Source organism: Niallia sp. WK069_GA_01 (assembly GCF_983173855.1).
Map to the genome: position 1 here is coordinate 653559 of NZ_OZ470138.1, position 22482 is coordinate 676040.

A 22482-nucleotide genomic window follows, 5' to 3' on the forward strand; every position below is an offset into this window, starting at 1 on the left:
TAGCTTGAAACAAGAATGGAAAACACCAGTATTAGAAGTATTAGATATTAAAATGACGATGGCAGGTCCTGGGAAATCTATACCTGATTTAATTCAGGGAGATCCTGATGAAACGATGCATTACAGTTAACCATTAAAAAAAGGATTATTCTTGTTGCAAATTTTACGTTTAAGACGAGAAGAATATTATAATGATGGTTGTTTATACATTTACAGAATGAAATTCTTCTGGAGTGCCTATTAAAGCAACTCCAGAAGGTATTTTTTCGATACATGCATGTTTACTATACCATTTGGGGTGAGAAAAGATGATTGCAACAGCAAAAAAAGGTCTTTATAAAGCATTTGGTCTAGTAATAGCCAGCGATATGATTCTGCCTGAGTTAATTCAATGGAAGGAAGAGGAAAAACAAGTAGAAGTTATCATTTCTCGAAAAGATTTATCAGACTTATGGGCAACCTTATTAAGGGAGGAAGGTAGCAGTGTAATCGTAAGGGAAAAGGAAGTATGGTTTCAAGTTCCTGATACGGCTATTTTTTGTATTCGAGATGGAATAGAAATCATTGTTTCTCCATTCAAGGCTGTAGCGGAAGATAAAGTCCGGCTTTATATACTCGGTACCTGCATGGGGGTTGTATTGCTTCAAAGAAAAATTATTTCTTTACACGGAAGCTGTATAGCAATAGATGGAAAAGCATATGCCTTTGTTGGCGAATCTGGAGCAGGGAAATCAACCTTGGCTTCTGCTTTTCTAAAAAACAATTACACCCTTCTCAGTGATGATGTAATTGCTGTTTCCTTCCCTGAGAGTCATCAACCATTTGTCTTTCCTTCTTATCCTCAACAAAAGCTATGGGAAGAGAGCTTAAATCAATTTGGCATGTTTAGCAAACAGTATCAGCCTTTATTTGAAAGAGAAACGAAATATGCTGTTCCAGTAGGATCCTCCTTTGATTTAAAGCCAGTACCTCTAGCTGGCATCTTTGAAATTGCCAAAACGGATCATGATGATATTATGATACACCAAATAAATAATTTAGAGCGTTTTCCTATTCTTTACCGCCATACCTATCGAAGCTTTTTGATTCAAAGGTTAAATCTAATAGATTGGCATTTTAATAGCACAGCAAAAATGCTAAGTCATATAAAGGTATGGCGAATAGAACGTCCCAGTTCTAGATTTACGGCTAATGAGCTAGTGCCCCTCATATTGAATCATTTAAACAAGGAGTTGTGAACATGCTAAAAAAGCACGCTATCTCAGTAGAAAGTCTTGTTACACAAAAACAGGGGAATATCATCAGCAATATGGATGGAGAAATAGTCATGATGAGTGTAAATAATGGAAAGTATTATAATTTAGGAAATATAGGCGGAATGATATGGAGCTTAATGAACAATCCAACTAAAGTCTTGCAAATTGTTCGAAGCCTGCAAGAACAATTTACTATTGAACAGGAAGAGTGTGAAAAACAAGTATTAGCTTTCTTAAATCAAATGCTGCAGGAAGGCTTACTACAAGTGGATGATCATTAATAGCCTGCTGTCATCAGAAAGGAATGTGAAAATGGGTAGAAAGATAAGAAAATTTCTGGCGTTAAATACTAAAATGAAAATGCTGTATTTAGAAGCAATCCTCTATTTAGGGTATGCACGTATTCTTGTTTTTCTACCATTTTCAAAGGTAGCTCCATCACTAGGAGCGGAAATGACGGAATCTTCTTATTTTCTCGAAAATACAGATACAGTGGAAGTAACAGAAATCTCCAAAGCAGTAAATAATGTAAGCCATCATACCTTTTGGGAGAGTAAGTGTCTTGTAAGAGCAATTGCAGGTATGAAAATGTTAGAAAGAAGAAAGATAGATTCGACTTTATATTTAGGTACAGGGAAAGACAGCAGCGGAAAAATGATTGCCCATGCATGGCTTCGCACAGGTGAATTATATATAACGGGTGCAGACGTGATGAATCGATTCACAGTAGTGGGTAAATTCGCCAAAATCAATGAAGTGTAATGGAAAGGGGAAATTCTGTGGGAGTAGAAGCGGGTCTAGATATGTCAGGTTTTTCAACTGAATTAAAGCTATTGTTATCGTTGTTACAATTTAATTCTACGGATAATGATATTCGACAGATAGAGAAACAATATGCAGGAAGTGATTGGGATAAGTTTCTTCAATTAGCCATCCATCACCGTGTCTATCCTTTCGTTTATAGAAAACTAAGCAAAATAGAAAACGATTGGATCCCCTCCCATATTTTACAGACCTTACGAGTTAACTATCAACAAAATACGTTTCAAATGCTGCAATTAAGCGCAGAAATGGAATATGTCATGAAACAATTTTCGGAAAGTAACATTCGCTCCCTTGTCTTAAAAGGTCCTATTTTAGCGGCAGATTTGTATGGAGATATTTCGTTAAGAACTTCAAAGGATCTAGATATCCTGATTCCTTATGACAAGATAGAGGAAGCGGATGAGATTCTTAGTAGAGAAGGATATATGAAAGAAGAGTATCCTATTATATTAAAAGAATGGAAATGGAAAACACATCACTTTTCCTATTTGCATTCAACCAAAAAAATAAATATAGAACTACATTGGAGATTGCATAATCCACCAGATAAGGAACCAAGCTTTCAATCTTTATGGGAAAGAAAAAGGGTAAGCAAACTATCTAATTATCCAATCAACCATTTAGGGAATGAAGATTTGTACTTATACCTTATGGCCCATGGAGCTCGACATGGATGGTTTCGTCTTCGCTGGCTGTTGGACATTGATCAGCTTTCTAGAAAAGAGTTCAATCGTAGTTTACTTAAGCAGCTAATAAAAAGGAGTAATAATCATTATCTGATTGGTCAAGGAATGATGTTATCTTCGCAGCTATTACATACTTCCATTCCAAAAAATAAAAATTTTGTTTCATCTAACAAGAAAATAAAGGATTTGGCTCAATATTCTATACTATTTATTAGAAATAGTGAAAAATATCATGCATCTCCAGAAGCGATAGAGAAAGATTTAAAACGATATTCCTTTTCTCTGCAAACTAGTTTTATTAAAAAAATAAAATATGTATTAGTTAGATTATACCCTACCCACGAAGATGCCGAAATGGTACCACTTCCAAAGAGGTTGCATTTTTTGTATTTTCCTCTTCGACCATTTTTATGGGCCTGGAGAGAAAAAACAGGAGAGGAATAAAGTCTATTATAACGGAGAGCGTCGCTATATTTTTCATTAATTAAGATTTAAAAGGCAGCCATTTAAACCAATTTGCACAGATACCCATACCTTTTCGTTCATAACATCATATAGTAAGAAGTAATATATATGTTAGTTAAGGTGGTGGCTTTATAATGGCAGATACTAATTCGGACAATCGTATCAATGATTTATCCAACTCATTGTCCCAAAGGGAAATTAATGTTAAAGATTTTGGTGCTGTTGGTGATGGAACAACGGACGATAGGCAGGCGATTACAAAAGCAATAACTACATCCAATACACTTGGAGTAAGAAAAATTATTTTTCCAAAAGGAACGTATTATTACAGCGGTACATTGAATATGCCTACACCAGTTAAGCTGAAAGGTGAAGGAGATGCAGTGCTTCTATCTAAAAATCCAACTAGTTCACAAGATATTCCGATTTCAAGTGATGATATTACTTTAGAGGGCCTCCATATTTCTTCCGCCTCGAATGTGCAGGCAGTAGCAACTGTTGCAAATGGTGTAAATCATTTATCCATCATAGATAGCAGCATTGAAAGTGTTGGACATGGAGTCCATTTAAATCATGCAGAGACAACAGACGTTCATATTCGTAATAGCGAAATACATGCACAAAATGGATACGGATATTTATTAAACTATAACTCTACACAAAGCAGAAATTTCTCACTAATTAATAATAAAATTAGTTCAGATCAAACAGATGCTATTGAAATTAATACACCAAATAATAGTGATATTGTAGCAAGTGGAATACGGATTATTGGAAATGAGATTATAGCAGGAAATGCTTCAACCGCAACAACTGGTGGGTTTGCAATTGGAATAGCACAAGGAAAAGATATTTCTATAATCGGGAATACGATAAAGGAAAGCAGAAGAGACGCACTGCATATCGAGGATGCAAGTGAAAATGTTACCGTTGTTGGAAACGTATTTGCCGGGTGTAGAGGAGACGGCTGTGTTGTATTCAATAGAAGTAAGTCAGCTACCCTTTATGCCAAAACTCCGATTATAACTGGAAATCATTTTAAAAAATTGGATAATACCAAAAAAGGATATGGACTTTGGCGTGTATATGATGGAAATGGCGTGTTGAATTTTAATTTTGGCAACAATAGGATAGAAGGCTTTGATAAAGGAATGTTTGTTGATGGCAGAGGCTGCATCCACGCAGATGGTACATTTATTGAAAACTGTAATATAGGAATTATAGCGTCTGCTTCTCATGTATTTGGAACCGTTTATCTTAGCAAGACACCAACCCTTATTCATTTCCAAAAAGATACTTTTATTGACAGGGTGGTCAGCTATACGAAGGTAGACCCCGCTACTATGTTTACACATAGCTTGGCAAAAACACAATTAGCAACATTAAAGTCCGCCTATTATCTTTTAAATGATTATAAGACAATAGTTGGAGTAAATAAAATTCCAATCATAAAAGCGCCTGCATATGGAGAGGGATCGATAAAAATATCCATGTTAAAATATGGCGGGGCGGAAAAAATCGATTTATATTTCCGATATGAGGTTTCCTCGGGATCTATTCAATCCAATCTAAAGTTAGTGAACCAGGCTGGAGCTATTTTCTCTAATTATTCGCTGATTTTAGAAGATGGATTTATTAAGCTATCCATGAAGTCTAGTTCAACGGTTACTTTAAATCCTATTACCATCGATTTAGATGGAACGTATATGTTAAATGAAACGGTATTAAAATAAGTGTATATACAAGCAATAGCCCTTATTATGCTTGTTTTTAAGGGCTGTTTAAGAAAAAAATCTTATTAAAGGGAAAAGAGAGTAGTAGGAGGGGGCAACTAACATGATTGGAGAGCGTATTCGCTATTTAAGAAAGGAGAAAGGATATTCCATGTCTAGATTAGCAAAGGAGGCAGGGGTATCCAAAACGTATTTAAGTAATTTGGAAAATGGTTTTCAAAATAATCCATCCATTGACTTTCTTAAGCGAGTTGGAAACATTTTGGGCACAAGTATTAATGAGTTAATAAGTGAGGATCTTCCACAAGAAAATGAATGAAAAAATACAAAAAAGCAATAGGAACAAATAATATCTATCTAAATACATAATGTTTCCTTTTATGGACAAAATATGTTCCATTCATTTTATTAGGAAAATATAATAAGGTCATACATAAGGTGTAAAGAAACTAATATTCTGTTTGAAGAACGCGAATTCCTCTTTCTATAATAAATAAATTGAATGAGCTTGCCGGATAAGTTCCACCCTCTATCTATCCTTCGTGAGTAAATTATCACTCGTTCTGCGTACTTTCTGCTTAGCAGCTTCGTTAGTACAATCCTGCTTTCTGCTAGCTTATTTTGCTAATATCAGCAGTGTTTTTCGTCATTTTTTCTAGTATTTTATTCTAATACAAATCAATACTAAAATATAACATAGTCTTTACTTATTCTTCTTTACATTGGTAATGGTAGGTGATAAAATCAGTTTAATAATTCTTAATAAAGAACAGATGGTTATCAATAAAACAATAATTCCTCCATATTATTTTCATGAATTTAAGGAAATAGATACATCCATTTTTTTAGATTTTTTGTTCTATATAACGAATGAACAGTGGAGAGAAAGCAAATAAAAAGGTTACTACTAATTCTGATAATTGGAAAAGAGAGATACATACAAAATTATCGGAAAAATACTAATTAGGTAGGGTCGATATGAAAAAACATATTTTTGGTGTCTTAGAGCAAGGTATGATATCGTTTTTTAATTTCTTAATTATTGTTATTTATAGCAGACAGCTAAGCAGTAGTGACTTTGCTTTATTTGTTATCCTTTTTTCTACGGTAACTTTAGCATTTTTGATTACAACTAATTTTTGTGCCATGCCGATTCAATTATATTTAGAAAACAAATATAAAACGCAAGCTCGCCGTTATATTAGATTAATAATGAAATATTATCTGCTTTTATCTTTTGTTACAAGTAGTGTTTTTTTAGGAATATTAGATCTTTTCGTAAGAGACATAAGCTGGCAAACATATTTGTATAGCGTATTATTCTCTATCGTTTGGGGCTGTTATGAAATCATCCGGAAAATCGGATATACACAGCAGAATCTAAAAAATCTATTTGTGGGAAGCGTTATTCTTGTATTGATTTTTAGTGTAAATAGCTACTTTATCTTTCAAGGTATAACCATTAGTAATAGTTTTATGATTCTTTGCATCGCGTATTCTTTTGCAATCCTAGCGAATATCTTATTAAATGGAATGCGCAAAAATAGAAAACGATATAATCAAACTTCAAACGCATTAAGTCGGCAGCTATTCCAAAAAAATGTTTTGTATACACATTGGAAGATTTCCAAGTGGCCAATTATTGGGACAGTATTTTATTGGATATCCACTCAGGGATATATGATTTTTTTATCCTACTTTATTTCAGATATCCAATTAGGTGCATTTCGAACTGCGATGAATCTCCTTGGTTTAATTACCATTCTCCTTGTATTTTTTGAAAATATGTATACACCGATTGCTTCGAAAGAATATTTTAACAATGGTGTAAAGGGGATAGATTCACTTGTAAAAAGCATTTATACAAAAGCAGGCTTGCCGCTAGTAGGAATTACTTTTTTGGCAACTGTTGTTAGTTATTTTATGTATAGTATTCTGTTTGGCAAACAGTTTGCTAGTTTTTCGTATCTAACCATCTATTTCGGAATGTACCAGCTGTTGCTAGGCTTAAACAAGCCTGCATTAGTAGCTTTACTGGGCATGGAGAATACCCGTCCAGTTTTTATCGGGAATTTATTGAACGCGGTCATTACTGTATTTTTTGGATTAATGATGTCTAAATATTTTCATGTTATTGGGGCAGTTTTTGGAGTGATAGCAGCAGCAACTGTATTATCTGTCTATTTAATTGCTTCTTTTTGGAAAACAAAAAGAGGAAAGGAATTATCAGAAGCTGTTTAACGTTTAAAAGGAGTAGAAATTGGAGTACATGCGAAAAGTTAGCCTTCCTGATTTTAAAAGGTGAGAAAGTATAAATTTCTTGAAGTCTGATAAGTGTCTAGCTTCGCCGTACAGGATGTACAAGTGCCGGCGAAGACATAAGGACGTGGCGTATTTAGCCGGTCAGCACCTAGCTCTAGTGAGTATTGCCACATGCCTCTAAAAGTAAAAAACATTTTTTAAGTCATGTGAACATTGTTCTTTAGAGCTGTTCAAGGCACTTGCGCCTTTTTTTGTTTGATCATTTTCTAGAATAAAAAGTACTGGTCTTAGCATTTGATTAGAGGATAGGTGAGTACACAATGAAAAAAACATTTCATTTAAAAAACATTTCAAGAAAATTTACAAAAGTGGCGTAAAAGATTTAATATTCAGATTATTAAGTGGTTATATTTGTTGGAGATAAGAATATTTATGTTGTGCTCCTTGGTTCGTTTAGAAACGCTCTTATTTCTTCTAATGATAGTCCCATTGTAAGAGCTATTTCGATAAGCTCCATCCACTCCTTGTCCAATTCTACAGTTTTAATCGTGTTAACCATAAATCCCCCTTAAAATAGTTATAATGATATTGTATAATATTTTGTTCAATGATACACAAAAAACTTATAGACAAATTTCTACAAAAACATGCATTCTAGAGCTTTTATAATCTATGAAGAAAGTTAATTAAACTCTTCTCTAACTTAAGAAAGTTGATTATTTAAATCTGAATTCCCTGTCGGTAATTGTCATAAAAAAGAAATGTTTGTTGGTTATTTAATATTATCTTAAGATAATATTTTTTGGAAGGAAGTGAAAATTTGAAGGAGATATAAATAAACGAATATTCTTCCAAGAAAAACCTCCTTACTGTTTAAACAATAAAGATATCTTACAACAAAAATTTTGATGAATAACAGACTAATAATCAATTATAAAATCACCCGAAAAAAATAGATATTAATGATTTATTGAGAATTTTCATTCGTAGTTGTAATATTTAATGTTTCAACTTTCAATGCTTTGTAAACGTTTTCTAGTTTCTTCTATTATATATAGATTTTTTCAGTTGATTATTTTAGTTTTTTTCCTGACATGAATATTATGCGAAAAGTTTCTATCCCGTGTGCTGACAGTGTTTTTAAGGATTTTTATTAGGCTATTGTTAAAGAATATTTCTACAGTTTTAGAGAGAAAACAAAGGAACCGGTTCCGATTTTCTTCCATTATATATGTCTCCTAACTCAGCAGCATAATTTATCAAATGAAAATAAAAGTCAGCCTGGAAAAAACAGGCTGACTAAAAAGGTTGTTCATGGTAATGAGCACCACAAAAAAAGGAGTGTGACGAAGAGAGCGAACGTTTTTCAACAGCATGACGAGTAGTTCTGCTCGTGTTATTCCTTCACCAAAAATTGATTAATATAATCTCCCCAAACTTCATACCCTTTTTCATTAGGAGTATCATCTTTATTGATATAATCCTCAATTTTTGAACTGTCGCCTGCCGGCCAGTTTTCCCAATGATTTAAATAAGAAATTTGGTTCTCTTCTGCATATGTTTTTAATGCACGTACTTGTAATGGATAAATAGTGGCATGTTCAATTTGGTTCGGTGGCTGCAGTATAAATGTGACATCAGGAAGTTCTTGTTTGGTTGCATCCATAATGGTTTTGACATTTATAACTGATTGATTCATATCAATAATATTATTGTCATTTAATGTGAATGGTTCAAATAGAATCATATCTGGTTTTTTGTTGACTAAGTTTGTCACCTCGCCATTTTCGATGAAATTTGCAGAAGTGTCATCATATACGATGCTTTCAATCGTCACATATTTATCATAGGTATCAGCCAGTTTTTCTTTGATGATTGGCAATAGCCCAGTTTTCTCATCACCGATCGATTGAGAACCTAATAATACAATGTGAAAACTTTTTTTATCTTGAAGCTTTATTTCAAACTGTTTTTTTGCACTCTTCGGCCAAGCATCAGCATGAGCTATGTAATTTTCAACAGGAATAGAGTTTGAACTAGCAGTCTTTGAGTTATTGGAGTTCTTGTTAGTATTAGTTGTCTCTGTTTCACTATTTGTTTTTTGATGTGAAGACAAACTAGAATGATTTTTCCTCCATTCTATATTTCCAATAATTAATACAGCAGCTAAAAGAATAGCAAGTAAAGAAATAATAATCGCTTTCATTACAACCTCCAGAAAATAAATTTTAAAAAATAAATCTAGTAAAACTAGCTTTAAATCAACTTATCTAGGTAGAAAATAATAACTTTCCTAAAAAAATAGCTGTTAAATCTGTAAAAAACTTGATAAAGTAGATTTTGTAAGAAAACTTTTCTACTAAAATTATGACAAGAAAAGCCAAATTTAGCAATATATTATGTTATAATATGTTTGTTTTTATCATTTTCTAGGAGGAAATCATGGAAGAAACGATTAGCTTAAAGGAATTATTTCAAACGTTAAAAAAGCGTCTAGCGATGATCATTTCCATTACATTAGTAGCAATGATTGTAAGTGGAGTAATTAGTTATTTTGTCTTAACCCCGGAATATAAATCTTCAACTCAAATTCTTGTAAATCAAACGAAAAAGGATCAAAACCTTTATAACACAAATGAAGTACAAACGAATATTCAATTAATCAGTACATATAGCATTATTATAAAAAGTGCTGCCATTTTAAACGATGTAAAAAGTGATTTAAATTTAGATATGAGTGTAGCAGAATTAAATGATAAAATCGTAGTGGAAAGTGCGCAAAATTCTCAAATTATGACAGTATCTGTTACAGATTCAGATCCTGCAATGGCATTAGATATTGCCAATAAAACAGCAGAAGTATTTGAAAAACAAATCAAAACTATTATGAGTGTCGATAATGTGAAGATTTTGCCATTGGCAGATGACCAGGAAAATCAATCTCCAGTTAGTCCTAATCCCCCACTTAATATTGCAATTGCTGCAGTTGTTGGATTAATGATTGGTGTCGGTCTTGCGTTTTTATTAGAATATTTGGATAACACGGTAAAAACAGAACAAGATATTGAAAAATTATTAGAATTGCCAGTATTAGGTGCAATAACAACAATAGATGACAGCAAAGAGATTAAAGTAAGAGGCAATGGTGGCAGAAGCAGAGGTGATTTAGTTGGCAGCAAATAAGAAGACGAATAAAAAGAGACTGCTAGATAGTAAAAGAAAGTTAGTAACAAAAATGGATCCTAAATCTCCGATATCGGAACAGTATCGTACGATTCGTACGAATATTTTGTTTTCAAGTGTGGATGAAGAGATTCGCACCATCATGGTTACTTCTGCTAGTCCAGGTGAAGGAAAATCAACTACTGCAGCAAACTTGGCAGTTGTATTTGCACAGCAGGGCAAGACGGTATTATTAGTAGATGCAGATTTACGTAAGCCAACTGTTCATTATACGTTTAATATGTTAAATACAACTGGGCTAACTTCTGTCTTAACGAATCAAGTTCCACTAATGGAAGCAGTTCATACGAATGAGGAGAAGAATTTATACATTCTTCCGAGTGGGCCAGTTCCACCAAACCCATCTGAATTATTAGGATCACGAGCGATGCAGCATTTTATGGAGAAGGCATTGGAAGAATACGATATTGTATTGTTTGATACTCCGCCGGTTCTTGCGGTGACAGATGCGCAGATTTTGGCGAATGTTTGTGATGGTAGTGTGTTGGTAGTGAGTAGTGGTCATACGGAAAAAGATGCTTTGGTGAAGACGAAAGAGTTGTTGGCGGGATCGAATGGGAAGATCTTGGGGGTTGTGTTGAATAATAAAAAAGCAGATAAAAAAGGTCAATATTATTATTATGGAACAAATTAATAACAAAACAATTATCAATTAGACATTTTTCGACAATGTTTGCTATTTACGGAAAAATAGTATAATGATACCATTTTTATATTGTTATAGATAAATAGTATCGAGTTATGTAGGAGTGGTGGCAATGATGGATGATACTCACTGTTATATATTATTGCAGGGGGTAGAAGATGGACCTTTCTACCATTGAAGAAAGTTTAGAGATGGCTAGAGAAGCAGTTCGGGAGGTATATAAACGATTATTGCCACACCACATCATAATAATAAATATGAAATAATAAAGTAGCTATTATCGAAAATGTAGATGCACTAATAATGCCTATAAAGGAAAACCTACCGTTAGATACTCTTTCTGGTCAAGAAGTAAGTATTTATGAAGAGCTTTTGGAAGATTATCGAAAAGGGGAAATCTTAACACTTTCTCATACGAAGTATTTTTTTGTTGAATTTGCTTCTTCTTTAGTGCCGAGATAAGCAAAGCGGTTGCGGTATGATATTCAGATGGATGGGATTATTCTAGTTATTGTTCATCCGAAGAGGAATAAAGAGTTGTAAGAGAATCCTGATCTGCTTTACCAATTAGTAAAGAATGGTGTGCTTACTCAAGTTACTGCAGCGAGTGTTGTTGGTTATTTTGGGAAGAATGTTAAAAAGTTTTCTGAGCAGTTGATAGAAGATAATTCAACTCATTTTGTTGCTTCGGAAGCTCTCATAATACGCATAATCGGGCTTTTAAGTTGAATGAATCATATGACTTAATTGAAGAGCCACTTGGAGTAGATTATGTCTATTTATTTACGGAAAATTCGGGAATTTTATTGCAAAATAGGAACATCATAAAAGAAATACCAGAACAGATGAAGAGGAAGAAGTTTTTAGGGATATTTTAATATATTTTTCGTAAAAGGAATAACATTTGGGATGTCTCTTAGTCAGTTTTCATTAGAGCACTCGGTCTTGCTATAGGAATATTTTTAACTTCTTATTCTTCTAGTAGATCTAGGATTTTAATTTTCGTCCCATAATTGCTAGTTAGATTGCATTGTTTCTGTGGTTGTTTTTTACTCACCAATAATGAATATGATTAAAAGGAAAGTTAAGAGGTCTATGCTTTTAACTTTGAAAGTAAAAATTATAATGCGAGAGAGAAATTAGGATTTATAGAGACAACGATTCGGTATGCTTTACAAAATGAGGCTTAAAAAAATCAAGAAGTATTAGAAATTGAGAAGTGTAGAGGTGGAATAATTTGAGTGATTCATCATCAAAAAGAAAAGAGTCTTCTTACTTAGATATAAATAAACCCAGTTTAAGTAATAATTTGTTACAGAGTGAAAGAGGAGGTTCGCTATATCTTGTTTCAAAGAGGATAATTGATATTATTGGTGCTTTTATCGGATTAGTAATTACATTACCTTTATTTTTAGTTATTAGTATTCTGTATTTATTTGGAACGAATAAGGGCCCTGTATTTTTTTCGCAAGAACGGATAGGAAAAGGTGGAGTGATATTTAAAATATATAAGTTTCGTTCTATGATTGTAAAAGCGGAACAAGTATTACAAAATGATAAAATCTTATTTGAAAAATATGTACAAAATAATTATAAATTAAATCCCGAAGAAGATCCACGTATTACAAGGGTGGGGAGATTTTTAAGACAGACTAGTCTTGATGAACTTCCCCAATTAATTAATGTCCTAAAAGGTGATATGAGTTTGGTTGGACCAAGGCCTGTTATTCAAGATGAACTTAAAGAATATGAATATCGAATAAAAGATTTCTTCACTGTTAAGCCCGGAGTTACTGGATATTGGCAAATATGTGGTCGAAGTGATGTCAGTTATCCAGAACGTGCTGATTTAGAGTTTTATTATATTGATAATCGTGGATTTAATCTAGATGCTGAAATTTTATTAAAAACATTTTTTTTGGTTTTAGTTAGAAAAGGTGCATACTAACTTTAAATTTTAAAATCCTATTTCAGACATCGGTAAAAGTAGTAATGCGTAAGTGTACATACTAAAAAGGAGTAGGTGTGATTTTGTCTGCAAAAAAAAGACTTATTGAGAATTTTATATCTCTGGCAACACTACAAGGAGTTAATTATTTATTACCACTAATCACACTTCCATATTTAGTGAGGGTATTAGGTGCTGAAGGATATGGTCAAATAATATTTGCACAATCACTTAATCAGATATTCATTTATATTACTGATTATGGGTTTAATTTATCTGCGACTAAGCAGATTTCTGTCAATAGAGAGAGCTTAGGAAAAATTAATAAAATAGTTAGCAGAGTGTTTAGTGTGAAATTGTTTCTTTTTATTATTATATCCATAATTTTAATTTTATTAGTGTTATTTGTTCCTAAATTTAATAATAACGCTTTATTATATATTTTATTTTTAGGAGTAACACTTGGAAATTTACTCTTTCCGATTTGGTTGTTCCAGGGGCTAGAAAAAATGAAATATATTACTCTCTTAAATATTTTATCCAAATTAATTTTCACCATTTGTATATTTCTATTTGTAAAAAGCGACCAAGATCTATTACTAGTACCAATTTTTTATTCTCTTGGGTACTTAATTATAGGAATTATTGCAGTAACAGTAATAATAAGGGTTCTTAAAATATCAATTTATATAGTTACCTTTAAAGACGTACTAGATGAATTAAAAGATGGATGGGATGTTTTTGTTTCAACCTTATCTTTCAGTTTTTATACTGTCGTTAATCCGTTACTGTTAGGATTATTAACGAATAACACAGTGGTTGGTTATTATGCTAGTGCAGAAAAAATAATTAATGCAGCAATTGGGTTAATAATTCCAATATCAGATACCATATTTCCTTATATTAACAATATTGCTAAACAATCAAAAGAAAAAGCAATTCAATTTATTAACAACATACATAAATATTTAACAATATTCACATTTTTTATAGGAATAGTACTATTTTCGGGTGCGAATTTTATTATAGAATCCTTATATGGAGAAAGTATGAAAGAGTCAGCTATTGTACTAAGAATTATGTCTTTTATTCCGATGCTAACAGCTTTTATGAATATATATGGAGTACAAGTTTTAATAACGTTTGGTAAAAGTAAGCAGTTTTCAAAAGTAATGCTTACTTATGGTGTTCTGAATATAGTAATTTCTGCTATTCTAATATCTTTTTTTGAGTATAAAGGTACAGCTTATGGCGTACTAATTACAAATATTTTAATAGCGGTTAACTTGTATTTTATTGCTCGAAATAAAGTATTTAAGGTTCAAAATTAGTTGTTATATGGAGTGTGGAAAGTGAAACAAATAAAAAGATTCTTGAAAAAACCGCTGTTAGAAAAATTTCAAAGTATATCTTTTTGTTATTGGAAGATAAAAACAAAGATGTGGTATAAACTCTATTTTAATGAAATAGGAAGAAATAGCATAATAATAAAGCCATTAAAATTAACGAATGTAAAAAATATTAAGATTAAAGAAAATGTAAGAATAGATGATTATACTTGGCTTCTTACATTACAAGTTAAAGAGAATGCTCCAGAATTAATTATTGAAAATAATACAAATATAGGACATTTTAATCATATTACATGTGTAGATAAGGTTCATATAGGTCAAAATGTTTTGACTGCTGATAAAGTATATATATCTGATAATTATCATGACTATGAAAATATTAATATCCCAATAAATGATCAAGAAGTAAAATCAAAAAAAAGAGTGTACATAGGCGATAATACTTGGATTGGCGAGAATGTCAGTATTATAAGCTGTAGTATAGGAAGAAATTGTGTGATAGGTGCAAACTCTGTTGTAACTAAAGATATCCCAGATTATTGTATAGCAGTGGGATCTCCAGCTAGAGTAATAAAAAAATACAACTTTGAAACTAAAAAATGGGAGATAACAAAGGAGAGAAAACAATGAAAAATATTTTAATTACTGGTGGTGCAGGATTTATTGGTAGTAGAGTGGCTTTAAAGCTAATTAGTAAAGGGTATAAAGTTACAGTTCTAGACAACCTTTCAAAGCAAATACATGGTGAAAATGCATCAATTCCTAAAACGTTGAAAGGTAAAGTGAATTTTATATTCGGTGATGTAAGAAATAAATCAGACTGGAAGGTTGCACTAGATAAACAAGATGCAGTAATCCATTTGGCTGCTGAGACAGGAACAGGTCAGTCTATGTACGAGATTCATAAGTATACAGATGTCAATATTAGTGGAACTTCTCACTTGTTAGAGATATTAACAAATGAAAGCCACACGATTAAAAAAATGGTAGTAGCTTCTTCAAGAGCTATCTATGGAGAAGGAAAATATATTTGTAACAAACATGGGGATGTTTATCCTGTTACTCGTGTAGACGAAGATATGGCAAATCAAGAATTTAATCCGAAGTGTCCAAAATGTGGTCAAGAACTGCACTTAATAGGTACTGACGAAAAATCAGCGATTCATCCAAATTCTGTTTATGGGATAACCAAGCAAGTTCAAGAACAAATGGTGTTATCAGTTGGTAAGGCCTTGGCTATTCCTGCAGTAGCATTGAGATATCAGAATGTATATGGTCCTGGTCAATCTCTATCTAATCCTTATACAGGTATATTATCTATCTTTTCAACAAGAATAAAAAATGGTAATGACATTAACATCTTTGAAGATGGTAAAGAGTCAAGAGATTTTGTATATATAGATGATATTGTTGAGGGCACTATACTAGCATTGGAAAATGAACGAGCAAATTTTGAAGTGTATAATATTGGTAGTGGGGTTCCAACGGATGTTCTAAAAGTATCAAAAACGTTGATAGAAGCATATAATTCTGACTCTCAAATCACAATAACAGGTAATTATAGAATAGGGGATATCAGACATAACTACGCAGATTTAGAAAAAATTAAAGTTGAATTAGGATTTGAACCGAAGTTCTCTTTTGAAGAAGGAATATCATTATTTGTCGATTGGGTAAATGAGCAAGAAATAAAAGAAGATTTGTATGATAAAAGTATTGCAGAAATGAAATTGAAAGGTTTATATAAATAATGATGTGTCAAGTACAAAAAGAAAAAATAGGGATTGTGTTAGTGAATTATAATGGTGAAAAATTTCAAAATGATTGTGTAAGGTCTTTAATGTTGCAGACGTATAAAAACTTTGAAGTAATAGTAGTTGATAATGCTTCTATGGATAATTCTGTGCAGATGTTAAAAGATGAATTTCCCAAAGTTACTGTTATTGAAACAGGTGAGAATTGTGGAGTTGCTAAAGGTAACAACATTGGAATTAACTATGCACTTGAAAATAATTGTGATTATGTATTGTTACTAAATAATGATACTGAGGTAGATAAATTTCTAATTGAAAATATGATGCATGCTACTCCAGAAAATAAATTAATTACATGTAAAATGTATTATTTTGAACCAAATAATATGATTTGGTGTGCTGGTGGTATTATCAATTGGAATAAAGCAACAACTTCACATTTTGGTGAAGGAGATATTGATATAGAGAGGTTTACTGAAAGTATGTATGTCCCATACACACCGACATGTGCATTGTTAATTCATAAATCAGTTTTTCATGATGTTGGCCTTATGGATGAAAGTTACTTTATGTATTATGATGACACAGATTTTTGTGCTAGAGCAACTAAATTAGGTTACAAAATTTGGTATGAATCAACTGCACAGCTTTGGCATAAAGTGAGTAGTTCATCAGGTGGTGCTGAATCACCAACGTTAGTATATTACTCTAATAGAAATAGATTGTATTTTATAAAAAAATTTTATAATAGCAGAAAAAAATTAAGTGTGTTAGTTTTTTTCTACTCTACAAGAATATTAAAATGGTTAGTTTATTTAATCAAAAATAAACAATCTTTAAGAAAAGCTCTGGAAAAAGCCATTTTTGACTACCGCAATGGAAAAATGTTTGCTCAAAAAGTTAAAAATTAATATTATTAGTCTTTGATATCAATTTTAAAGAATCTATAACTTGATTATTTTTATCTTAAGTGACTGCAAAGAAACAAATGTATAGCAGCGATCTACAGTTAATGAATTTCATATGAATAAACAGTATACAGAAAGTTTGGTCACTTTTATAATAATTTAATCAGAGAAAAAATTTAAGGCCGATTATCAACATGACGATATTAATTCAAGTGTTGTAGAAAGAAAGTGTATGCGTATGAACATAATAAATATAAAAAAGCTCCTGATAATTATTACATTTATTGCTTTGCCATTCAATAGTCTTCCATTTGAAAATCAAGTCATCGGGGAATTTGGATTTGAAGGAGCTTTTTACTCTATCCTTGTATGTATATTAGTATGTTTAATTTTTATGCGTGGAAAATATGAAATACCTAAAAATACAAGTTTTTATATTATTTCAATGTTCTTAATCTGGATAATAATTATAAGTATATTTAATTTTAGCGATATAAGTACAAATTATTTTAAAGGTAGATCAGGATATTCAAAATTAGTATCACAACTGGTTGTTCTTACATTTTGTTACGCTTCAATTATTTTTTATTATAATTTATTTAAAGGGATTAATTTTGAATTTGTTTGTAGGGCGGTACTTATTTCTACAATAATTCCATTTTTGTATTCTTTTCTCGAAATTTTAAATATTTTAAATGTTGAATTTATAACTTCCTTTTTGATTAATATAGATAAGTATATCCATGTATATGGTTATTATAACTATATTGTCGGATCTGAGGTAAAAATTCGATCCGTTTCGGGGGAAGCTTCTTGGTTTGGAACTTATTTAGCATTTATATATCCTTGGATTTTACAAAAATTATTCAAGAGAGATATTGAATATAAGAATTCTATGAGTAATGTAAAAAATTATATGTTTTTAATATATTTTTATTTATTAACATTATTAACTTTCTCTAGAACAGTTTATATAATTATTCTATTTCAAACTGTTGTGTTTTTGGGAATTAGATTATTAAGATATAGAACCAACAAGAGTATATTTATTCTAGTCACTACTACTTTTATTATATTTATTTATTCTGAGAACACTTTTACAAATATAATTGTAGATGTTATAGGGTCACTAGCAAATAATGAAAATCTTTCAAATATTGGGAGATTCTCAATGCAAGAAGCAGCAATAAAGATGTGGAAGGAAAATCCTTTTATTGGAGTTGGGATTGGGCAATTTGGTTTTCACGTCCCATTTTATATAACTCCGGAGGCACACTTATTAAGTTATGAAGTAAGAGAATGGTTGTTAAATTCAAACGATTCACCATGGCCTCCGGTACATTCATTGTATCCAAGACTTTTGGCGGAGACTGGAATTTTTGGTTTGTTTTTTTGGGTATTTCCTTGGATACTATTGATCTTAAAATTTTTAAAAAACCTAATGAAAAGTAAATATAATAGTTCTGATTATAAAATATACACATTTATTACTTTAATTATAGGTATTCTATTAGTAGGGTTTAATATCGATTCATTTAGATTACCAATTTATTATATTTCATTGGGATTATGCTATAACTTCATCCGTGTAAATAAAGAGAGGAGTATCAATGAAAAACGTTCTAATAATTTCATTAAAGAATCCAGTTAGGAAAAATAAAGTTGGTGGTCAACAAGATATTTTAGGAAGAATATTAGCTTTAAATAAATTGGGTTATCAAGTGGACATTATTGCAATAGATAATAATGATCAGTTACAGAATGATACGCAACTACCAAATGGAGTGAACTTATTCCTTTTTAAAAAGAAGTTCGCTATGAACAAACTTATTAAATATCCAATAGCAACTGCTACAAGATTCCAAGAGGAGATAGTTGAATTCTTGAGTAATAAAGAGTACGACATTTCAATTTGTGAATCTGAGTTTCTATATGTTTATTGGCAACATGGATTTGTAAAATCAAAAAGAAGTTTTTTACGAATGCATAATATTGAAAGTGAATATTACAAAGGGCTTGGAAATTCCGAGAAGAATTTGGTTAAAAGGATCTTATATAAATTTGATGCATATAGATTGCTAAAAATGGAAAAAAAGGGTTTTGTTGAGTTTGAGAAATTAATGTTTATTTCAAGTAATGAGTACAATCAAATGAATATAAGTACTGAAAGAAAATGTATTTTACCAGCCATTTTTCCAATTTATGATAAAGATATTCAAAATAAGGAAATAAACAGAAATAAGAATGGGATGTTAATATTTGGTGATTTTACGCTTGATATTAATAAGAGTGGTCTAAATTGGTTCATAAAGTATGTTTGGCCAATAATAATAAGTAGAAAGGAGGATGTAAAACTTACTGTAGTGGGTAAAGGATCAAATAGCTTTGATAGTACACTAAATATTAATACATTGGGCTATGTAGATGACTTAAAGGGTTTATTTAATTCTTTTCAAATAGTCGTTATCCCGTTACTTGAAGGTGCAGGAGTAAAAATAAAGTTAGTGGAATCACTTTTAATGAGAAAAACAATAATTACAACACAAAAAGGTATTGAAGGAACTGAATTGATTAACGGTCAACATCTTTATGTTTCTGAAGATTATACGACATTTGCCGAGAATTGTATATTGGCATTGGAGCAAATCGATGAATCAATTAATATTGCAGAAAATGGATTTAATTATGCGAGGGGAATTTTTACAGTTGATGGCCATGCTAAATATTTAGAGGAAATATTTAATTAATAATAAGTTTAACGAGTAGGAATTATTATTAGGATTTCAGGCTATTTTCAGACTAGGTACTGTCAATATTTTTGTGTAAATGACTTTTCAACTTCTCAAGGTAGATGATCACCTTCGTATTCAAATAGATTTGTTCGAAGTGTTGATTTGGGTGTCTAGGAAAGGGCTAGCCCTTTCCTAGACACCCAAATTTCGCGCTGGCACGTCCCGGTTAGTTTGTCGGTTCATGTAGCTGCTCAAACATCTCTTCCAACTCTGCACGTGCCTGATTGAAGCCGATGTGACAGCGTGAGGCGAAACGTTGATTGTAGTCCTCGAACTGCGTCACTAAAAAACGTTCCAGTGATTCTTCGTTCGGAAACTGTTCCTTGCGCTTTGTATATTTTTTGATTTGCTTATTGAACGACTCAATTAAATTGGTCGAGTAGATGCTTCGCCAAATTGCTTTTGGAAACTGATAAAACGTCAGTAAATACGGGTTATTTAGTAAGCCTTGTGTAACTTTTTTGTACGATTTGCTCCATTTCTCGCAGAACTGCCCAAGTGCTAGCTCAGCTGCTTCGGCGTCCTTTGCCTGGTGAATCATTTTAAAATCTTCGCAGACTTCCTTGCGATCCTCTACGCGTACTTTATGCATAATATTGCGACCGACATGAACTAAACAGACTTGATATTTTGCTTTTGGAAACACAGTGAAAACAGCGTCTGCCATGCCTTTTAAGCCGTCTGATACGAATAATAAGACGTCTTCTACACCACGGTCTTTCAGCTCTTCTAGTAGCTCTTGCCAGTTGTAAGCAGACTCTGTTGGGGCAATCGTATAAGCGAGTACCTCTTTAGAGCCGTCTTCGCGAATACCAACAGCGATATAGACAGCTTCTTTGGACACCGTATCACGACGCACGGCAATATACGTCGCATCTAAATACACGCATACGTAACGATTATGCAACGAACGGTTGTTAAATGCATCGACTGTTTCTGAAACCGCTTTTGTCATATTCGAAATCGTTTGAGGCGTATAGTGATGGCCGTACATTTTTTCGATTAACTGGGCAATTTCAGCCATCGTAATGCCTTTTTTAAACAGGTGAATCACCGTATCTTCAAGCGTATCATTCGAACGCTTATACGGAGCCACGGTCTGTTGTTTGAACTCACCATTGCGATCACGTGGAATTTGAATGGCTAAATCGCCGTACTCTGTGTGAAGCGTACGCGAATAAGACCCATTGCGTGAGTTGCCTGAATTAAAGCCAATACGGTCATATTTTTCATAATCTAGAAATTCCGTTAACTCTGTCACAAGTAGCGAGTTGATCGCCATTTCCAAGTGCGAACGAAAAACCTCGGTAATATCTTGTTTTTTTACTAGTGCATCGATAATTTCTGTTGTAAACTGATTCATAGGGAAGACCTCTTTTCTAGGATTGGTTGTGGTGACTTAATTCTACCAAGAGAAGGTCTTCCTTTTTACATGGAAATTTTCATTTACACAAAATATTTTATACTCTCTCAGACTATTTATTAAAGAAATTTAATACTATTATGTGTAACATTATTATTAATTTGAACTATTAATCTATTAATACTAGTTTAATTCAGAAATCTTTAAAAGGGTTTTATGGAAAATTATTATTGGGAATTTGATAATATTAAGAGACATTATTCGATAAAATAATCATTCTTTTAACTTTTAATATAAAATAATTTGAGGGATAACATGAAAAAGATATCTATTATATTGCCTGTATATAACGGTGAGAAGTATCTTGAAAATTTGATTAGCAAAATTAGAAACCAGGAAATTAATTATGAAATTGAAATTATATCTGCTGTAAGTAAATCTGATGATAAGAGTCTTGAACTTTCAAAAATGTTATGTGATATTACTTTTGAAGTTGGGGATTTTAACCATGCGAAAACTAGACATGAAGCTGTTGAAAAATCTACAGGCGGTATCCTAGTATTTTTGACACAAGATGTAACACCTTACAATAAATATTGGTTAAATAATCTAATACAACCCTTAATTGAGAATAATGAGATTGTTGCAACATATGCTAAGCAAATAGCCTACCCTAATTCTACAGAAACTGAAAAATTAATTAGAGAATTTAATTATCCTGATTATGATAGATTATGTAATAAAAATACAAAAGGGAAATGGGGAAGAAAAAATATCTATTATTCAGATGCGTGCTCTGCAACAATAAAAGAGGTTTTTATTAAATTAGGTGGATATAATTTTGATGTGGTCACTAATGAAGATGTTATTTATGCTTTAAATGTAATTAACAATGGATATTCTATTTTTTATAATTCTAAAAGTAAAGTATATCATAGCCATAACTTTGAGATTAAAAATGCATACAATCGGTATAGACTAATAGGAATTTTCGAAAAAGAATATAATGATCAATTAAGTGAGTACTCCTCATTAGGAGAAGGTAAAAAATTGTTATTTTATTTAGTAAAAAACCTTTTAAGGAAACTCAAAATAAAAGATCTATTTTTATTGAGTGTAGATTTGGTAACTAGGTATATTGCATACAAAAAAGGATATTCAGAAGGAAGTAGAATAAATACCAAAAGTTTAGGGGAAAGGTTGTGAAATTAGTTTTATTATCAGGTGATTTGGTAAACGTTTATGGCCT

Annotated in this window: 23 protein-coding genes and 1 pseudogene; 21 read left to right on the top strand and 3 right to left on the bottom strand. The window is 31.8% G+C overall.

Features of this window, described 5'->3' with window-relative positions; translation table 11 throughout:
- The first annotated feature begins 4 nt into the window (after positions 1-4).
- From AC5LWL_RS03175 to AC5LWL_RS03210, 8 genes are all read left to right on the top strand, one after another.
- Complete coding sequence (locus AC5LWL_RS03175; protein WP_493432973.1) at positions 5-130, top strand: paeninodin family lasso peptide; 126 nt, start codon at positions 5-7, stop codon at positions 128-130.
- 178 nt (positions 131-308) lie between these two features.
- Positions 309-1238 carry an aldolase gene (locus tag AC5LWL_RS03180; RefSeq protein WP_493432974.1) on the top strand — a complete coding sequence of 310 codons (930 nt, stop codon included), beginning with the start codon at positions 309-311 and terminating at the stop codon, positions 1236-1238.
- A 2-nt stretch (positions 1239-1240) separates the two neighbouring features.
- Positions 1241-1537, top strand: a complete 297-nt coding sequence (locus tag AC5LWL_RS03185) for a lasso peptide biosynthesis PqqD family chaperone (protein WP_493432975.1) — start codon at positions 1241-1243, stop codon at positions 1535-1537.
- Positions 1538-1562: 25 nt separating this feature from the next.
- On the top strand, positions 1563-2018 hold the full coding sequence (locus AC5LWL_RS03190) for a lasso peptide biosynthesis B2 protein (RefSeq protein ID WP_493436525.1): 456 nt from the start codon (positions 1563-1565) through the stop codon (positions 2016-2018).
- 17 nt (positions 2019-2035) lie between these two features.
- A complete protein-coding gene (locus tag AC5LWL_RS03195) occupies positions 2036-3211 on the top strand; it encodes a nucleotidyltransferase domain-containing protein (RefSeq protein WP_493432976.1) in 1176 nt (391 codons plus the stop codon).
- Positions 3212-3366: 155 nt separating this feature from the next.
- Entirely contained in the window at positions 3367-4965 is a 1599-nt protein-coding gene (locus AC5LWL_RS03200; RefSeq protein ID WP_493432977.1) for a glycosyl hydrolase family 28-related protein, read from the top strand.
- 103 nt (positions 4966-5068) lie between these two features.
- On the top strand, positions 5069-5284 hold the full coding sequence (locus AC5LWL_RS03205; protein WP_493432978.1) for a helix-turn-helix domain-containing protein: 216 nt from the start codon (positions 5069-5071) through the stop codon (positions 5282-5284).
- A 659-nt stretch (positions 5285-5943) separates the two neighbouring features.
- Entirely contained in the window at positions 5944-7206 is a 1263-nt protein-coding gene (locus AC5LWL_RS03210) for a lipopolysaccharide biosynthesis protein (RefSeq protein ID WP_493432979.1), read from the top strand.
- A gap of 451 nt (positions 7207-7657) precedes the next feature.
- On the opposite strand, the gene AC5LWL_RS03215 is transcribed toward AC5LWL_RS03210, so the two are convergent.
- On the bottom strand, positions 7658-7786 hold the full coding sequence (locus tag AC5LWL_RS03215; RefSeq protein WP_493432980.1) for an anti-repressor SinI family protein: 129 nt from the start codon (positions 7784-7786) through the stop codon (positions 7658-7660).
- A gap of 837 nt (positions 7787-8623) precedes the next feature.
- Positions 8624-9433, bottom strand: a complete 810-nt coding sequence (locus AC5LWL_RS03220) for an SGNH/GDSL hydrolase family protein (RefSeq protein ID WP_493432981.1) — start codon at positions 9431-9433, stop codon at positions 8624-8626.
- A 236-nt stretch (positions 9434-9669) separates the two neighbouring features.
- On the opposite strand from AC5LWL_RS03220, the gene AC5LWL_RS03225 reads away from it, so the two are divergent.
- The 12 genes and pseudogenes from AC5LWL_RS03225 (at position 9670) to AC5LWL_RS03280 (ending at position 19825) form a co-directional block, all read left to right on the top strand.
- On the top strand, positions 9670-10410 hold the full coding sequence (locus AC5LWL_RS03225; RefSeq protein ID WP_493432982.1) for a YveK family protein: 741 nt from the start codon (positions 9670-9672) through the stop codon (positions 10408-10410).
- A 52-nt stretch (positions 10411-10462) separates the two neighbouring features.
- Positions 10463-11104, top strand: coding sequence for a CpsD/CapB family tyrosine-protein kinase (locus AC5LWL_RS03230; protein WP_493436526.1), 642 nt, complete (start codon positions 10463-10465; stop codon positions 11102-11104).
- A gap of 315 nt (positions 11105-11419) precedes the next feature.
- Positions 11420-11578, top strand: a complete 159-nt coding sequence (locus AC5LWL_RS03235; RefSeq protein ID WP_493432983.1) for a hypothetical protein — start codon at positions 11420-11422, stop codon at positions 11576-11578.
- 120 nt (positions 11579-11698) lie between these two features.
- Complete coding sequence (locus AC5LWL_RS03240; protein ID WP_493432984.1) at positions 11699-11845, top strand: hypothetical protein; 147 nt, start codon at positions 11699-11701, stop codon at positions 11843-11845.
- 362 nt (positions 11846-12207) lie between these two features.
- Positions 12208-12306 (top strand): annotated as a pseudogene (locus AC5LWL_RS03245) (UTP--glucose-1-phosphate uridylyltransferase); the annotation flags it as partial.
- Positions 12307-12425: 119 nt separating this feature from the next.
- Positions 12426-13064: a sugar transferase gene (locus AC5LWL_RS03250; protein ID WP_493436527.1), complete on the top strand. Its 639-nt coding sequence runs from the start codon at positions 12426-12428 to the stop codon at positions 13062-13064.
- 83 nt (positions 13065-13147) lie between these two features.
- On the top strand, positions 13148-14395 hold the full coding sequence (locus AC5LWL_RS03255; RefSeq protein ID WP_493432985.1) for a flippase: 1248 nt from the start codon (positions 13148-13150) through the stop codon (positions 14393-14395).
- Positions 14396-14416: 21 nt separating this feature from the next.
- Positions 14417-15046, top strand: a complete 630-nt coding sequence (locus AC5LWL_RS03260) for an acyltransferase (RefSeq protein ID WP_493432986.1) — start codon at positions 14417-14419, stop codon at positions 15044-15046.
- The gene (locus AC5LWL_RS03265) at positions 15043-16167 is read left to right on the top strand and encodes an SDR family NAD(P)-dependent oxidoreductase (RefSeq protein ID WP_493432987.1); all 1125 of its coding nucleotides are present in this window, start codon (positions 15043-15045) and stop codon (positions 16165-16167) included. The genes AC5LWL_RS03260 and AC5LWL_RS03265 overlap by 4 nt, the downstream gene beginning before the upstream one ends.
- Positions 16167-17081, top strand: coding sequence for a glycosyltransferase family 2 protein (locus tag AC5LWL_RS03270; protein WP_493432988.1), 915 nt, complete (start codon positions 16167-16169; stop codon positions 17079-17081). The genes AC5LWL_RS03265 and AC5LWL_RS03270 overlap by 1 nt, the downstream gene beginning before the upstream one ends.
- A gap of 235 nt (positions 17082-17316) precedes the next feature.
- Positions 17317-18729 (top strand): O-antigen ligase family protein, encoded by a 1413-nt coding sequence (locus AC5LWL_RS03275; protein ID WP_493432989.1) that lies wholly within the window; start codon positions 17317-17319, stop codon positions 18727-18729.
- Positions 18689-19825 (top strand): glycosyltransferase, encoded by a 1137-nt coding sequence (locus tag AC5LWL_RS03280; protein WP_493432990.1) that lies wholly within the window; start codon positions 18689-18691, stop codon positions 19823-19825. Before AC5LWL_RS03275 ends, AC5LWL_RS03280 begins: the two co-directional genes overlap by 41 nt.
- Before the next feature lie 211 nt (positions 19826-20036).
- Here AC5LWL_RS03280 and AC5LWL_RS03285 read toward each other — a convergent pair whose 3' ends face one another.
- The gene (locus AC5LWL_RS03285) at positions 20037-21233 is read right to left on the bottom strand and encodes an IS256 family transposase (RefSeq protein WP_031540362.1); all 1197 of its coding nucleotides are present in this window, start codon (positions 21231-21233) and stop codon (positions 20037-20039) included.
- Positions 21234-21548: 315 nt separating this feature from the next.
- On the opposite strand from AC5LWL_RS03285, the gene AC5LWL_RS03290 reads away from it, so the two are divergent.
- Positions 21549-22439 carry a glycosyltransferase gene (locus AC5LWL_RS03290; protein ID WP_493432991.1) on the top strand — a complete coding sequence of 297 codons (891 nt, stop codon included), beginning with the start codon at positions 21549-21551 and terminating at the stop codon, positions 22437-22439.
- Positions 22440-22482 lie beyond the last annotated feature (43 nt).

Bases quoted from the DNA above. Each gene is read 5' to 3' on its own strand.
- AC5LWL_RS03180 (WP_493432974.1), top strand. From the start codon at position 309: ATGATTGCAACAGCAAAAAAAGGTCTTTATAAAGCATTTGGTCTAGTA.
- AC5LWL_RS03185 (WP_493432975.1), top strand. From the start codon at position 1,241: ATGCTAAAAAAGCACGCTATCTCAGTAGAAAGTCTTGTTACACAAAAA.
- AC5LWL_RS03200 (WP_493432977.1), top strand. From the start codon at position 3,367: ATGGCAGATACTAATTCGGACAATCGTATCAATGATTTATCCAACTCA.
- AC5LWL_RS03205 (WP_493432978.1), top strand. From the start codon at position 5,069: ATGATTGGAGAGCGTATTCGCTATTTAAGAAAGGAGAAAGGATATTCC.
- AC5LWL_RS03210 (WP_493432979.1), top strand. From the start codon at position 5,944: ATGAAAAAACATATTTTTGGTGTCTTAGAGCAAGGTATGATATCGTTT.
- AC5LWL_RS03215 (WP_493432980.1), bottom strand. From the start codon at position 7,786: ATGGTTAACACGATTAAAACTGTAGAATTGGACAAGGAGTGGATGGAG.
- AC5LWL_RS03220 (WP_493432981.1), bottom strand. From the start codon at position 9,433: ATGAAAGCGATTATTATTTCTTTACTTGCTATTCTTTTAGCTGCTGTA.
- AC5LWL_RS03225 (WP_493432982.1), top strand. From the start codon at position 9,670: ATGGAAGAAACGATTAGCTTAAAGGAATTATTTCAAACGTTAAAAAAG.
- AC5LWL_RS03230 (WP_493436526.1), top strand. From the start codon at position 10,463: ATGGATCCTAAATCTCCGATATCGGAACAGTATCGTACGATTCGTACG.
- AC5LWL_RS03235 (WP_493432983.1), top strand. From the start codon at position 11,420: ATGCCTATAAAGGAAAACCTACCGTTAGATACTCTTTCTGGTCAAGAA.
- AC5LWL_RS03265 (WP_493432987.1), top strand. From the start codon at position 15,043: ATGAAAAATATTTTAATTACTGGTGGTGCAGGATTTATTGGTAGTAGA.
- AC5LWL_RS03270 (WP_493432988.1), top strand. From the start codon at position 16,167: ATGATGTGTCAAGTACAAAAAGAAAAAATAGGGATTGTGTTAGTGAAT.
- AC5LWL_RS03275 (WP_493432989.1), top strand. From the start codon at position 17,317: ATGAACATAATAAATATAAAAAAGCTCCTGATAATTATTACATTTATT.
- AC5LWL_RS03280 (WP_493432990.1), top strand. From the start codon at position 18,689: ATGAAAAACGTTCTAATAATTTCATTAAAGAATCCAGTTAGGAAAAAT.
- AC5LWL_RS03285 (WP_031540362.1), bottom strand. From the start codon at position 21,233: ATGAATCAGTTTACAACAGAAATTATCGATGCACTAGTAAAAAAACAA.
- AC5LWL_RS03290 (WP_493432991.1), top strand. From the start codon at position 21,549: ATGAAAAAGATATCTATTATATTGCCTGTATATAACGGTGAGAAGTAT.